The 12,848-nt window shown below is 50.3% G+C and carries 9 protein-coding genes; 8 read left to right on the top strand and 1 reads right to left on the bottom strand.

The window, feature by feature from the left end:
• Window positions 1–28 precede the first annotated feature (28 nt).
• Window positions 29–2,458 carry a TonB-dependent receptor gene (locus J0A67_RS14010; protein WP_206569990.1) on the top strand — a complete coding sequence of 810 codons (2,430 nt, stop codon included), beginning with the start codon at window positions 29–31 and terminating at the stop codon, window positions 2,456–2,458.
• 42 nt (window positions 2,459–2,500) lie between these two features.
• Window positions 2,501–3,217, top strand: a complete 717-nt coding sequence (locus J0A67_RS14005) for a DNA alkylation repair protein (RefSeq protein ID WP_206569989.1) — start codon at window positions 2,501–2,503, stop codon at window positions 3,215–3,217.
• 73 nt (window positions 3,218–3,290) lie between these two features.
• Here J0A67_RS14005 and J0A67_RS14000 read toward each other — a convergent pair whose 3' ends face one another.
• Complete coding sequence (locus tag J0A67_RS14000; RefSeq protein WP_206569988.1) at window positions 3,291–5,204, bottom strand: ABC-F family ATP-binding cassette domain-containing protein; 1,914 nt, start codon at window positions 5,202–5,204, stop codon at window positions 3,291–3,293.
• Window positions 5,205–5,279: 75 nt separating this feature from the next.
• Here J0A67_RS14000 and J0A67_RS13995 point away from each other — a divergent pair, with 75 nt between their 5' ends.
• The 6 genes from J0A67_RS13995 to J0A67_RS13970 all read left to right on the top strand — a co-directional run bounded on the left by J0A67_RS13995 (window position 5,280) and on the right by J0A67_RS13970 (window position 12,824).
• Entirely contained in the window at window positions 5,280–5,765 is a 486-nt protein-coding gene (locus J0A67_RS13995) for a peptide deformylase (RefSeq protein ID WP_206569987.1), read from the top strand.
• Window positions 5,766–5,886: 121 nt separating this feature from the next.
• The gene (locus tag J0A67_RS13990; protein WP_206569986.1) at window positions 5,887–6,831 is read left to right on the top strand and encodes a pyridoxal-phosphate dependent enzyme; all 945 of its coding nucleotides are present in this window, start codon (window positions 5,887–5,889) and stop codon (window positions 6,829–6,831) included.
• A 76-nt stretch (window positions 6,832–6,907) separates the two neighbouring features.
• Complete coding sequence (locus J0A67_RS13985; protein ID WP_241265194.1) at window positions 6,908–8,044, top strand: App1 family protein phosphatidate phosphatase; 1,137 nt, start codon at window positions 6,908–6,910, stop codon at window positions 8,042–8,044.
• Window positions 8,045–8,253: 209 nt separating this feature from the next.
• The gene (gene gltX, locus J0A67_RS13980; protein ID WP_206569985.1) at window positions 8,254–9,792 is read left to right on the top strand and encodes a glutamate--tRNA ligase; all 1,539 of its coding nucleotides are present in this window, start codon (window positions 8,254–8,256) and stop codon (window positions 9,790–9,792) included.
• Window positions 9,793–9,794: 2 nt separating this feature from the next.
• Window positions 9,795–9,983 (top strand): hypothetical protein, encoded by a 189-nt coding sequence (locus tag J0A67_RS13975; protein ID WP_206569984.1) that lies wholly within the window; start codon window positions 9,795–9,797, stop codon window positions 9,981–9,983.
• 90 nt (window positions 9,984–10,073) lie between these two features.
• Window positions 10,074–12,824 (top strand): TonB-dependent receptor, encoded by a 2,751-nt coding sequence (locus tag J0A67_RS13970; RefSeq protein WP_206569983.1) that lies wholly within the window; start codon window positions 10,074–10,076, stop codon window positions 12,822–12,824.
• The last annotated feature ends 24 nt before the right edge of the window (window positions 12,825–12,848 follow it).

Here is a 12,848-nt window from a genome sequence, read left to right as displayed (position 1 = left end):
CTTTTTCTTATCTCAAAACTCCAGTCAGATGATCCGGTACTGTATTTTGCTTTCATTTATTTTCTTGGCCGTGGCGGTTCAGGCACAAGAGATCACCCTCAAGGGACGCGTAAGCGATGCTTCCCAAAATGCTCCCTTGGAGTTCGCTAATATTTCTTTGCTCAGGCCGGCGGATTCGACGCTCATCTCGGGGGGTATGACCGACTTGGAAGGAGCCTTTGAGTTTGGCGCGCCGGCGGGAAGCTACATTTTGAGGGTCGGCTTTATTGGCTACCAAAACTATTTCGAATCTATTGTCCTCGGGGCAAAGCCGACCGTAAATCTAGGCGTGGTCAAGCTGGAGGCTGACACACAGAATCTAAATGAAGTGGTAGTCGAGGGGGTCAAATCCATTTTTGAGTCCGATGTCGATAAGCGGATCTACAATGTCGAAAACAACATTTTGGCCACCGGTGCGACGGCGTCCGAATTGCTGGCGACTTTGCCCTCGATCCAGGTCGACGACGAAGGCGGCATCTCCATGCGGGGTAGCGGCAATATCCTAATCTACATCAACGGAAGGCCATCCAATCTTTCCGGGGACGACATGGAGAGTATCCTCTCCCAATTTCCAGCGAACAGTATCAAGGAAGTCGAGCTGATCACCAATCCTTCTGCCCGATATGATGCCGCAGGGGTCGGCGGTATCATTAACATTATTCTGAAAAAGAATGAACAAACAGGATTCAACGGCCAGGTCAATGCCTCAGTCGGCACCCGTGAGAAATACCAGGCCGGGATCAACCTGAACTACGGAAAGGAAAAGGCCAATTACTTTTTTTCGTACAACTGGCAGGATCGCCGCGAAATCGAATCTGGCAGCGGTACCAGAATCTCCGACCTGGAAGGATTCTCTCCGGTCCTGGACCAAGACCAAGACGGCTTGGAGTTCGAGAAGAATCATCTGATCCGAACCGGGGCAGATTGGACTCTCGGCCGAGGTAAAATCCTAGGCTTCTATTTTCAGGGGAATTTTGAGACCGAAGAGGAATACGAGGATATCGACCAGCGAAATATTGGCGAGGACGGCATAGTGGATTCCTCATTTGTCAGGAGAAATGAAGAGATTGGGAGGAGCAAAAATCTGGAAGGCGGTCTGAACTATACCTGGGAGATCGATTCATTGGGGCAAAAGCTATATTCCTCCCTGTCGTATGCCTATGACGATCGGCACTCGGACGAGTACTATAGACAGCAATATTATTCTTCTGCCGGAGAGCTCAACCCGACAAAGGGGCTAGTACAGACCAATGTCCGGCCAAGCCAAAGTGAACTCGTCGTGGCGCAGCTCGACTATGAGAAACCTTTGGGGGAATTTGGCAGCATGGAGGCTGGACTAAAGGGTACCTTTGCCAACTGGATCTCCGGACAGACCTTTGCAACCGGAGACGTCGATACCGATTTTGTTCCCATCGTCGTCGACAGCCTTAACGAAAGCTATGACTACACCGAAAACGTCTACGCTGCCTACCTCACCTTCAAACGCAAAAAGGACAAAATTGGCTACCAGTTTGGCCTCCGCGCGGAGCAGACCAACACCTTGGGAAAGACCGTCAAGGGAGACACTGAAATACCAAACGATTACTTCAACCTATTCCCAAGTGCCTATCTGACCTATGAGGTCGGTAAGGAGAGTGAATTCAGTCTAAACTATTCCCGACGGGTTTCACGGCCCAGAATATGGGATTTGGCTCCCATTTATCGCGTACGGGATCAGTATAATTTAAGTATTGGCAATCCCTACCTTCAGCCCGAATTCACTGACTCCTATGAGTTTGGCTATCGGAAGGGTTGGGAAAAATACCTGCTAAACGCGACTGCCTACCACCGCTATAGTACCGATGTGGAGACCAGAATCACCTATCTCACTGACGACAACGTGGCCATTCAAACCCGTCAAAATGCCGACACCCGCATATCAAGCGGGCTAGAGCTAATAAACCAGGTGCAGCTGGCACGAAACTTTGACGCGACCTTGACGGGTAACTTTTTCTATTCAAAAGTAAACGGAGAGAATATAGAAGAAGGCTTTAGCAACGAGAATTTCAGCTGGACAGTCACTCTGCTTGGAAATGTGTTGATCCCCAAATGGTTTAGTTTCCAGTTTCAGGGCAACTACCGGGGACCGATCGTGCAGCCGCAGGGGGAAATATTGCCCCAGTGGTCACTCAATCTCGGCTTAAGCAAAAATGTGCTTGCTGGCCGGGGCACGATAAATCTAAATGTCTCCGATGTTTTCAACACGAGGAATTTCCGAATTGAGACCGTTGACCCAAGGTTTATCCAAACCAGAACATTCCAGCGGGAAACGCGAATAGGGACGCTCTCCTTTACCTATCGCTTTGGCGGCTACAAGGAAAAATCCGAGGGTAGAAGCAGCAGAGAGGGTGGAGACGACCTTGGCGGGGAAGAATTTTGAGAGAAAGGGTGATCGAAAACCCCATCATGGTTAAATTTAGGCATGAGCCTATTGACAGAGCAGATCATCCATTCCCTTCAAGACCGGGCGATACCGGAGAAAGCGGCATTTTTTCCGCAGTTCTTCAAGGCGGGCCCCGGGGAATATGGGGAAGGCGATCTTTTTTTGGGTGTAAAAGTCCCCGACCAACGTAGAATTGCCAAGGGATTTTATCGGGAAATCCCTCTGGGAGATCTCTCGGAGCTAATCCAAAATCCTTACCATGAGGTCCGCCTCACCGCACTGATTGCGCTGGTGTATCGGTATGAAAAGAGCAAAACGGAGGCCGAGCGGCAAGAGTTGGCCGATTTCTACCTCCATCATCTGGATTGGGTCAACAACTGGGACTTGGTAGATACCTCTTGCCATCCGATTTTGGGGCATTTTTATTGGAATAAGGACAAGGCTTTGTTTTACCACTTGGCGGGCTCACATGATTTGTGGAGACAGCGAGTGGCGATGATCAGCAGCCTTTATTGGATCAAAAAGGGAGACTTTGACGATGCCTTGGCTTTGGCCGAGGATCTTAAAAATCATCCTCACGACCTGATGCACAAAGCCGTGGGCTGGATGCTGCGGGAAATCGGAAATCTGGATTTTGAAGCGGAGATGGCCTTTTTGAAACAGCATTACCGATCCATGCCCCGAACGGCATTGAGATACGCGATAGAAAAATTTCCAGAGGACTTGAGACAGGATTTTTTGAAGGGGAGAATTTAGGATTTGCTACAAAGCAAGACAGACGCTGAGGAATACTCTGCGCCTTTGTCGTTTTTGCTAGAAAAAATGGAAGTCAATCCTCTATCCCGTCCAGCTCGCTGAGCTCCAGCCAAGTCAACTCCAATTCCTCCAACTCTCCGTCGATGGCTTGGAGGCGATTGGACCAAGTCATCAGCTGGTTCATGTCGGACGTACCTGCTGAAATCTGTTCAGTCAGCTGCCCTTTTTCGGCCTCTAGTTTGGCGATGGTTTCGTTCGTTTTTTTGAACTCCTGCTTTTGCTTATAACTGGCTTTTACTTTCGGAGCTGTTTCTTGTTTCTCGGCTATTGGCTCTTTTTTCTCGACTTGCGGCTCCGAGATCTTGCTACTATTGTCTTGATACTTGATACTATTATCCTTTTCCCACTCCCTAAAGTCCGTATAGTTCCCCGGAAAGTCCCGGATCACTCCCTCGCCCTCGAAGACAAAGAGATGCTCTACTAGTCTGTCCATAAAGTAACGGTCGTGGGAGACGATGATCAAACAACCCGGAAAAGTGTCCAAAAACTCCTCCAGGATGTTTAGCGTCATCAAATCCAGATCGTTTGTCGGTTCGTCAAGAATCAGGAAGTTAGGATTCTTGATCAAAACCATCAGGAGCTGGAGCCGTCGTCGCTCACCGCCGCTCATCTTGCCGATCGGAGTAAACTGCTGCTTGGGAGGGAAGCCAAATTGGGTGAGAAATTGGCTCACCGTGATCGTCTGTCCCTTGTCCAGCACGACGACTTCGGCGACTTCTTTCACGACATCGATCAGTCTTTTTTCTTCGTCAAATCTATCTTCCTCTTGGCGATAGTAGCCAAAAGCAGTGGTCTGACCTGCTGTTATTTTTCCAGCATCCGGGTCCAATAGTCCTGTGATCATCTTGAGGAAAGTAGTCTTTCCGGCCCCATTTGGTCCGACGATTCCGATTCGGTCTTTCTTTCTAAAGATGTAGCTGAAGTCTTTCACCAGCTTTTTCTCGTCGAATGACTTGCTGATCTTGTCGATTTCCAAAATTTTGTTTCCCAATCGCTGGGTAGAAACGGTCAGTTCGATATCCCGCTCCTCACGCTTGGTAAAGGCTTTTTCTTTGGTTTCCTCAAAAGCATCCACGCGGTATTTCGCTTTGGTGCCCCGAGCTTTGGGTTGGCGACGAATCCAATCCAGTTCCTTTTTGTAAAGACTTTTTGCTTTCTCGATTTCGATGTCCTCGATTTGCATGCGCTCGGCCTTTTTGTCCAAAAAGTAGCCGTAGTTGCCCTGGTAGCGGTGGATTTTTCCTTGGTCGAGTTCAAGGATTTCGTTGGTGACTTTTTCCAAAAAGTAGCGGTCGTGCGTCACCATGAAGATCGAAAGGTTGGCCTTGGCGAGATAATCCTCCAGCCATTCGATCGTTTCCAAATCCAAATGGTTGGTCGGTTCGTCGAGTAGCAACAAATCCGGCTTTTCCAGGATAGCCTTCGCCAATGCAACCCGCTTGCGCTGGCCCCCGGAAAGGCTTCCGACTGGAAGCTCCGTGTCGTGTAGGCCAAGTTTTCCCAAGACCTCCTTCACCTGATATTCAAAGTCCCAAGCCTGAAGAGCGTCCATCTTCTCAAAGAGCTTGGACATTTTATCCGAGTTGTCGATACCTCGCTCAGCATCCAGCATCGCCTTGTGATAGTCTTCGATGACTCGAAGCACTTCTGAATTACTCTGGTCAAAGATGGTTTGGTAAATGCTCAAATTGGCTTCAAAAACCGGGTTTTGGTGCACGTAGGCGATTTTCACCGATTGGTTAAGCGCGACTTGGCCGGTGTCGGGGATCTCCAGTCCCATGATGATCTTCATGAGGGTGGACTTGCCGGCGCCGTTGATACCGACAAGCGCGATTTTTTGCCCTTGGGAAATGCCAAAAGAGATGTTGGAAAATAGCTTCCGTTCCCCGAAAGCCTTGCTGAGGTTCTCAACCGATAGGTAATTCATGCCGCAAAAGTAGGGAAAAGCCAGTCTTTAAACTTGTTGCCTTTTATTCTTTCGCGGAAATAATAACTTCCGTCCATGAAAACCATCCACGATATCCTCAAACTTGGTGATCCCAGACTGTATGAAGTTTGTGAACCTGTACTTGAGTCAGAGCTTCAGCAAGTCCCTATTTGGACCCAGCAACTTCATGAAGCCATGGAAGATATTCGAAGAGTTTATGGTTTTGGTCGTGGGGTAGCAGCTCCACAGTTGGGAATTATGAAGCGGATGTTTTACCTAAATCTGGACAGGCCGTACATCATTCTCAATCCAGAACTCAAAAACCTGAGCGAGGATCAATTCGAACTTTGGGACGACTGCATGAGCTTTCCCAATTTGCTCGTGCGAGTCAAGCGGCATCAAAGTCTCACGTTGGAGTACTGGGATGAAAATTGGGAACCACAGTCATGGAAAGTTTATGGCGCCATTTCAGAATTGATCCAGCATGAATACGACCATCTGGATGGTGTTCTGTGTACGATGCGGGCGATTGATGACAAGTCGTTCCGGTGGAAAGAGTAGCCTTGTCCTGTTTTTCCAGAAGCTGGACTTGATTAAATTCTGGGGGATTCGCGCAAATCAGGATTGTTCGGCTTACGGGAAAACGATTTTTACAGAAAGGATGAAAACCTATCTTTAGGTCATGAATTTCCCGACCCTTTCCAATATCCGTGCGGCGCACGAGCGAATCCAACCTTTCATCCACCGAACGCCAGTTTTAACCTCTTCAGCGATCAATGAGATAGCGGGATGTAAGATTTTTTTCAAGTGTGAAAACTTCCAGAAAGTTGGGGCCTTCAAAGCCAGGGGTGCAGCCAATGCCGTGCTCAAGCTTTCCCCAGAGCAAAAATCAAAAGGTGTGGCCACCCACTCATCGGGAAACCATGCAGCAGCGCTGGCCAGAGCCGCCAGCGTAGCGGGAATCCCTTCTTACATCGTCATGCCTTCCAACGCTCCAGAGATCAAAAAGAAGGCAGTGAGAGGGTATGGCGGGGAAATCGTCGAGTGCGAGCCGACTTTGCAAGCGCGGGAGACTACGCTGCAGGAAGTAGTGGCGCGTACGGGAGCAACCTTTATCCCGCCTTTTGACTTTTGGGATGTGGTCGAGGGCCAAGCCACCTGCGCACTGGAATTGTTGGAGGCTCAGCCTGACCTTGATGTCGTGATGGCGCCGGTAGGAGGAGGCGGACTTTTGGCTGGAACGGCCTTGGCCGTTCACAATCTCAATCCAAAAATCGAAGTCATTGCCGGAGAGCCTACGGGAGCGGATGACGCTTTTCGCTCTTTTCAGGCGGGGGAGATCCTTCCGAATGAAAAAACCCAAACCATCGCGGACGGGCTACTCACGACCGTGGGTAGGCTTCCCTTTGCAGTGATCCAAGAGCATGTGGACTCGATTTTGCTTGCCACGGACCCGCAAATCGTCGACGCGATGCGTATACTTTTCGAACGGATGAAGCTGGTGGTAGAGCCCTCCGGAGCGGTTCCGCTGGCAGCACTATTGGCCAATATTGAGCGTTTTGCAGGGAAAAGAATCGGCATCATCATCTCCGGTGGCAATGTGGATTTGGGTAAATTGCCCTTTTGACACCTTTCATAACTAGCCAGAAAGCTTCAAGGATAACTATAGCTTTTAACAAGGATCAAATTTTTAATAATGATAATTGGAATTGCATACTGAAACGGCCCGAAAGTCCCGCATCCTCCATGTCCTCTATTACATCAAGCGGCAGGTATCCAAAGTAAAGCTCTGGCTGCTGGTGAAGTTGGGTTTTGTGAAAAAAGTCCTAATCCAACCCTACGCCGGCTACGGAAATGGAAAGGAGATTTACTTGGCAGGTCGGGTGCTGGCGGACCGAAATATCCAAGCCTCAACCCCAGATGACCGGTTTTGGATGAATTTTGGGAAGATGAGGCGCCGCTTTTTCTCGATCGTCTTTCCTGGGGTGCACTTGGAGGCGGAGTTTGAGGGAAAGACGATCCAAGTGACCTCGGACGAGGAAGGGTATTTTGAGGTTAGAATGACTCTGGACAGCGGTTTGCTGCCCGAGGGCTGGCATCCGATTAGGCTACGCCTGCTTCATGATCTGCTGGGGCGAGAGACCGAAGTCGTAGCACTGGGTGAGGTCTATTTCCCGGCGGCCGATACGGATTTTGGTATTATCTCAGACATTGATGACACCATCCTGACGACAGGGGCGATGCGGCTTTGGGAGATGCTGAAGGTGACGTTTGGACAAAATGCCCATACTCGTGTGCCCTTTGCCGGGGTGTCAGAGTTTTACGACGCGCTGCGCCGAGGCGACGACCGCATCCTGAGCAATCCCATTTTTTACGTATCGAGCAGTCCTTGGAACCTCTATGATTTCCTGATGGAGTTTCTCGATATCCACCACATTCCAAAAGGACCGCTGATGCTCCGTGACTTGGGCTTGTCCCGAGATCAGTGGATCGCCGGCCCGCACCGGGAGCACAAACTGAAGCAGATTGAGCATATTTTGGAGGTGTTTGCGGAGCTGCGCTTTATCCTGATCGGGGATAGCGGACAGGAAGATCCGACTATCTACCACGAGATCATCCGGAAGTTCCCCGGAAGAATCCTAACGGTCTATATCCGAGATGTGTCCGGAGCGGACCTTTCCCTCCTGGCTCGGGATTATTTGGAAAAAGGCGTGGAGCTGGTATTGGTCAAAGACACCCTGGAAGCCGCCAAGCACGCGCTGGGGAAGGGCTGGATTTTGGCGAGTGACCAGCCAAAAATCAAGGATCAGAAGCGTGAGGATGAAAATGAGAGAGGGTAGGTATCATTTTGCGAATTGAAGTCTCTGGCTCACAAGTAGAAATTAACGTAAAGAAGCGGGCATAAATGGTGAAGGACGCTTTAGCGCATATTAGCCTTTCCAATTTGCCCCCGCCCTCACTCCCCCTTTCCCCGACATTTCCCTATCTTTGCCGCCTGATTTGATCCAAACCCAGCCCTTTTCCGGGCTGCCAGCTGAAAGAGACACCCATGAGCAGAGAAGTTAGAGTACGATTTGCCCCATCACCCACTGGAGCCTTGCATATAGGCGGCGTACGCACCGCCCTTTACAATTATCTTTTCGCCAAGAAAATGGGAGGCAAGTTTCTCCTGCGTATCGAAGATACCGACCAAAACCGCTTCGTGCCTGGTGCGGAAGAATACATCAAAGAGTCCCTGGAATGGTTAGGCATTACTCCCGAGGAAAGTCCTTGGAACCCGGGTGATTGCGGTCCCTATCGCCAATCCGAACGTAAACCGATGTACATGCAATATGCGCTGGACTTGGTCGAAAAAGGCCACGCCTACTATGCTTTTGACACGGCAGAAGAGCTGGAGGCCATGCGTGAGCGCTTGACTGCCGCCCGCGTGGTCCAGCCCCAATACAACAGCATCACCCGCACCCAGATGAAAAACTCCCTGACGCTCTCCGCCGAGGAGGTGAAGGCGAGACTGGAATCGGGCGATCCCTACGTGATCCGCGTAAAGATCCCCAGAAACGAAGAGGTGCGCCTCAACGACATGATCCGCGGCTGGGTGATGGTGAACTCGGGCACACTGGACGATAAAGTCCTGATGAAGTCCGACGGCATGCCGACCTACCACCTGGCCAACATCGTGGATGACCATCTCATGGGAATCACCCACGTGATTCGCGGGGAGGAATGGCTTCCGTCCGCGCCCTTGCATGTGTTGCTTTACAAATATTTTGGCTGGGAGAGCACAATGCCACAGTTTGCGCATTTGCCTCTCTTGCTCAAGCCTGATGGAAACGGCAAGCTCTCCAAGCGTGACGGCGACAAACTAGGCTTTCCTGTATTTCCTCTGGACTGGACGGATCCTTTCTCTGGAGAAAAAGCCTCCGGATTCCGCGAGCAAGGCTATTTGTCCGATGCTTTCCTGAATTTTCTCGCTTTCTTGGGTTGGAATCCGGGAGACGACCGGGAGATTTTCTCCCTGCCTGAGCTCGTCGAGGCCTTCTCCGTGGAGCGGATCGGCAAGTCGGGTACCAAGTTTGACATTGCCAAAGCCAAGTGGTACAACGAGCAATACCTGAAATCCAAGCCGACTTCCGAGCTGACAGGTTTCCTGATCGCTGACGCAAAAGCAGAGGGTGTGGAAGTGCCTGCCGACAAAGCGGAAGCTATCGTCGACCTGATGAAGGGGAGGGTGACTTTTCCTGCGGATCTGTGGAAAGAAAGCAAATTCTTGGTCACAGCGCCTGAGAAGTTTGACGAGGATGTGGCGGCCAAAAGATGGAATGCGGACGCCGTGAAAGTTCTGGGAGCCTATGCCGCCGCATTGGATACTTTCGGGGGGACTTTTGATGCTGCTAGCGCCAAGTCTTTACTGGAAAATACAGCCGAAACCGAGGGTGTCAAGCTGGGTAAAGTGATGCAGGCAGTACGCTTGGCAGTGACGGGTATTGGCGGCGGGCCGGATTTGATGGAGGTTTTTGCTATCTTGGGCAAAGAAGAGGTAGCCAAAAGAATCCGTTTTGCGTTAAGCAAATTGACCGTAGTAGCATAAAGATGACCAAGAAAAAGAAAAAAGAAACCGACCCCAAGGTTCACGAGGAGCTGAAGGGTTTCAAGATGGAAATCAATTCCTTCGGGGAAATCTCGTCCAGCTTTTCCATTGACAAGATCAACGAGTTTCTCAATAAAAATGTCGAAGACAAAAAACTGAAAGACCGAGACGACCTTAACAAGGAAGAGTAGGGTGTTTCGAATGTTAAAAAACAAAACTAAAAGCTCCGTATCGGGGCTTTTTTCATATACTTGGCAATTACTATTCATAGCCTCTACAAGATGAAAAAAGTCCTCTTCAGCCTCAGCCTTTGTTTGGGTTTGCTCTCACAGCTTTTTGCGCAGACGGGCAAGATCACCGGCACGGTCAAAGACGCGGAGACTGGCGAGGCACTTCCCTTTTGCAGTGTTTTCTTAAACAATACGACGATCTCCACCACCACGAATCTCGATGGGAATTTCACACTGGAAGGGTTGGAGGCAGGTGCGGTGGAGATTGGCTTTTCCTTTACCGGATATATTGCCGAAACTCGAAAAGTGACGTTGAATCCCGGCGGGACGCTTACCATCAACCTAGCTCTAAAGCCCTTTGCACAAGAACTCAGCGATGTGGAGATCCAGGCATCCCGCGACAAAAACTGGGAGCGCGACCTGCGCAAGTTTCAAAATCTCTTCATAGGCATAGATGAAGCCGCTGCTCAGACCCAGATCTTGAATCCCTGGGTGATAGATTTTCCTGCTTCCAGTGAAAAAGGGGCATTTACCGCGAAAGCCGATCAGCCTTTGGAGATCGAGAATCGCTTTCTGGGCTACAAAATCACGTTTAATCTCAACGAATTTTTCGATTCTCCCACTAGCTTCCGAATCGCGGGAGCGGCGAGGTTTGAGGAAATGGAGCCGGGTACGGATGCCCAAAAGTCCGCTTGGGAAAAGAACCGTGCCGAGGTCTACCGCAAGTCACCGATGAACATGTTTCGGGCAATCATTCAGGGGACGCAGGAGCGCGAAGGTTTTTATCTCTATGGGGACAAGGCAGGTGGCTCTGCCAGCATGAACATGCGATCCGACATCTTTGCAAACGAGCTGGGAAAGTCGGTGGTGGCTTACAAATCCGACCCTTTGGTCACTCCGGCCAATACGCCTGATGAATCTTTCATCAATCTCAAAGGCCGAATCGAAATCCACTATCAGAAGGGCTATTCCCAAGCCAATACCTACAAGGATGCTCCATACCCCATCTCTTGGCTGGAGGTAAATGGTGGTAAAGTGCGGGTGAGGGAGAATGGGGCGGTGATGAATCCCCAGGATTTGGTTTTTTCGGGCGATATGGATAGAAAGCGGATTTCCAACCTGTTGCCTTTAGACTATGACGCGACCAAGGCGATTCAGCTCCAAGATTTGGCGAAAACTGCTAAAAACTACCAAGAAAAAGTCTACCTGCATACGGACAAGCCCTACTACTACGCGGGAGACCAGGTTTTTTTCAAGGGATATTTTGCTTATGGCAATCCCTATCTGCGAGACGAGCTCAGCCGGGTGCTGTATGTGGAAGTCATCAGCCAGGATAGAGTTCTGGTCATAGAAAAGAAGTTCCCGATTAGAGACGGCATCGTGGTCGGGGATTTCTATCTGCCGGATTCTATGGCGGGGGAGAAGTATTTTCTGCGTGCCTACACCAATTGGATGCGTAACTATGGCCCTAGTCAGTACTTTTTGCAAACGCTTACGATACTGGACCCCTATAAAAGGATTTCACCCGAAGAAGCGGTGGGCGATTGGCCTAATATGGGTGTTGAACTCCGGGCTGACAAAGAGAGCTTTGGGACGAGGGAAAAGGTGACACTGGCCGTAAAAGTAAGTGACAAGGATAAGGCGCCTATTCCTGCCACATTCTCACTTGGCGTATATGATGCCAGACAGCTGGTGCCGATCAAGAGGGGGGTGGAGATGGGCGATGCGCTGGACATGCTGCATGTTTCTGATGAATTAGGTTTGGAGCGTTTTTCCTATCCCATTGAGAAGAGTCTCAGACTCGACGGCAAAGTGACGGATGAAAAAGGAAAAAGTGCCGCTGCTGCGGTGACCGCTTTTGTCAATGACTTTCAGGGAACGATTGACTTGGAGTCCGCTAGCGACGGATCTTTTGTATTGGACGACATGGAGTTTTATGGGCCGATGCGCTTGGCGTTTTCGGCTTTGGACAAGAAGGGGAAGCCGCTGAATGTTTCGATTGATGTTCCGCTCAAGGCTCCCATCTCCTTGCCATCAGATGCATTTTTCCCGAAAATTACCATCCTAGCGACTCCGGTCCGCAGCGTTGAAACTGATCCCGAATTGGAGTCCGGTACATCCGATGCTACAACCGCCAGAGAGACGCCCGCAATCTATGGCAGTCCCGACTTTGTGGTCAAAGGCGAAGATCTAACCAAGACTGGTGTCAACTCTGATTTGGTGAACAGCCTCTCTGGAAATGTACCTAGCATGCGGGTGACAACAGTGGGAGCGACGGGGCAGCAGCAGATCCGCATCCGTGGAGGGGCCACTTCCGGAGGCTCTTCCATGGAGCCTCTAGTGATGCTCAACGGGAGTATACTAGGCGCTGCCGGTGGGGCTACCGCTGCAGACAATTTGAGAGGAATCAATCCCTTTGACATAGATCGGGTAGAAGTGGTGACGAGGATGTCTCCTATGCTGGGAGATCAAGGTAGAAATGGAGTGATTGCCGTATACACCAAGGACAAGTTGGATTCGGATGACTTGTCTGGCATGCCAGGGATCAAAGAGTTTGTGGTTCAAGGCTATCAGCCACAGGGGAATTTTGTAGTTCTAGACTATGGTCAGCTGACTGAGACCGTGGAAAAAGACGATCGACAGACCTTGTATTGGAACCCCTACTTAGTTTCGGACGAAAAGGGGGAGGTGACGGTATCTTTTTATACCAACGACTCCGCAGGGCCGGTGGTAGTGGAGCTCAGAGGACTGGGAACTGACGGGGAAATCGTCAGCGGCACCTTTATCCTCAACCAGAAATAGCTCAGGTTGGTCGAATTCCGTTAT

Origin of the sequence: Algoriphagus aestuariicola, from assembly GCF_017254835.1 — a bacterium.
Classification (GTDB): Bacteria; Bacteroidota; Bacteroidia; order Cytophagales; family Cyclobacteriaceae; genus Algoriphagus; species Algoriphagus aestuariicola.
This window is presented reverse-complemented; position numbering and strand designations above follow the sequence as displayed.

What these genes read in the sequence shown, in the direction of transcription:
- J0A67_RS13990 (WP_206569986.1), top strand. Translation starts at nt 5,887, where the DNA reads ATGAATTTCCCGACCCTTTCCAATATCCGTGCGGCGCACGAGCGAATC.
- J0A67_RS14010 (WP_206569990.1), top strand. Translation starts at nt 29, where the DNA reads ATGATCCGGTACTGTATTTTGCTTTCATTTATTTTCTTGGCCGTGGCG.
- J0A67_RS13995 (WP_206569987.1), top strand. Translation starts at nt 5,280, where the DNA reads ATGAAAACCATCCACGATATCCTCAAACTTGGTGATCCCAGACTGTAT.
- J0A67_RS14000 (WP_206569988.1), bottom strand. Translation starts at nt 5,204, where the DNA reads ATGAATTACCTATCGGTTGAGAACCTCAGCAAGGCTTTCGGGGAACGG.
- gltX (WP_206569985.1), top strand. Translation starts at nt 8,254, where the DNA reads ATGAGCAGAGAAGTTAGAGTACGATTTGCCCCATCACCCACTGGAGCC.
- J0A67_RS13975 (WP_206569984.1), top strand. Translation starts at nt 9,795, where the DNA reads ATGACCAAGAAAAAGAAAAAAGAAACCGACCCCAAGGTTCACGAGGAG.
- J0A67_RS14005 (WP_206569989.1), top strand. Translation starts at nt 2,501, where the DNA reads ATGAGCCTATTGACAGAGCAGATCATCCATTCCCTTCAAGACCGGGCG.
- J0A67_RS13970 (WP_206569983.1), top strand. Translation starts at nt 10,074, where the DNA reads ATGAAAAAAGTCCTCTTCAGCCTCAGCCTTTGTTTGGGTTTGCTCTCA.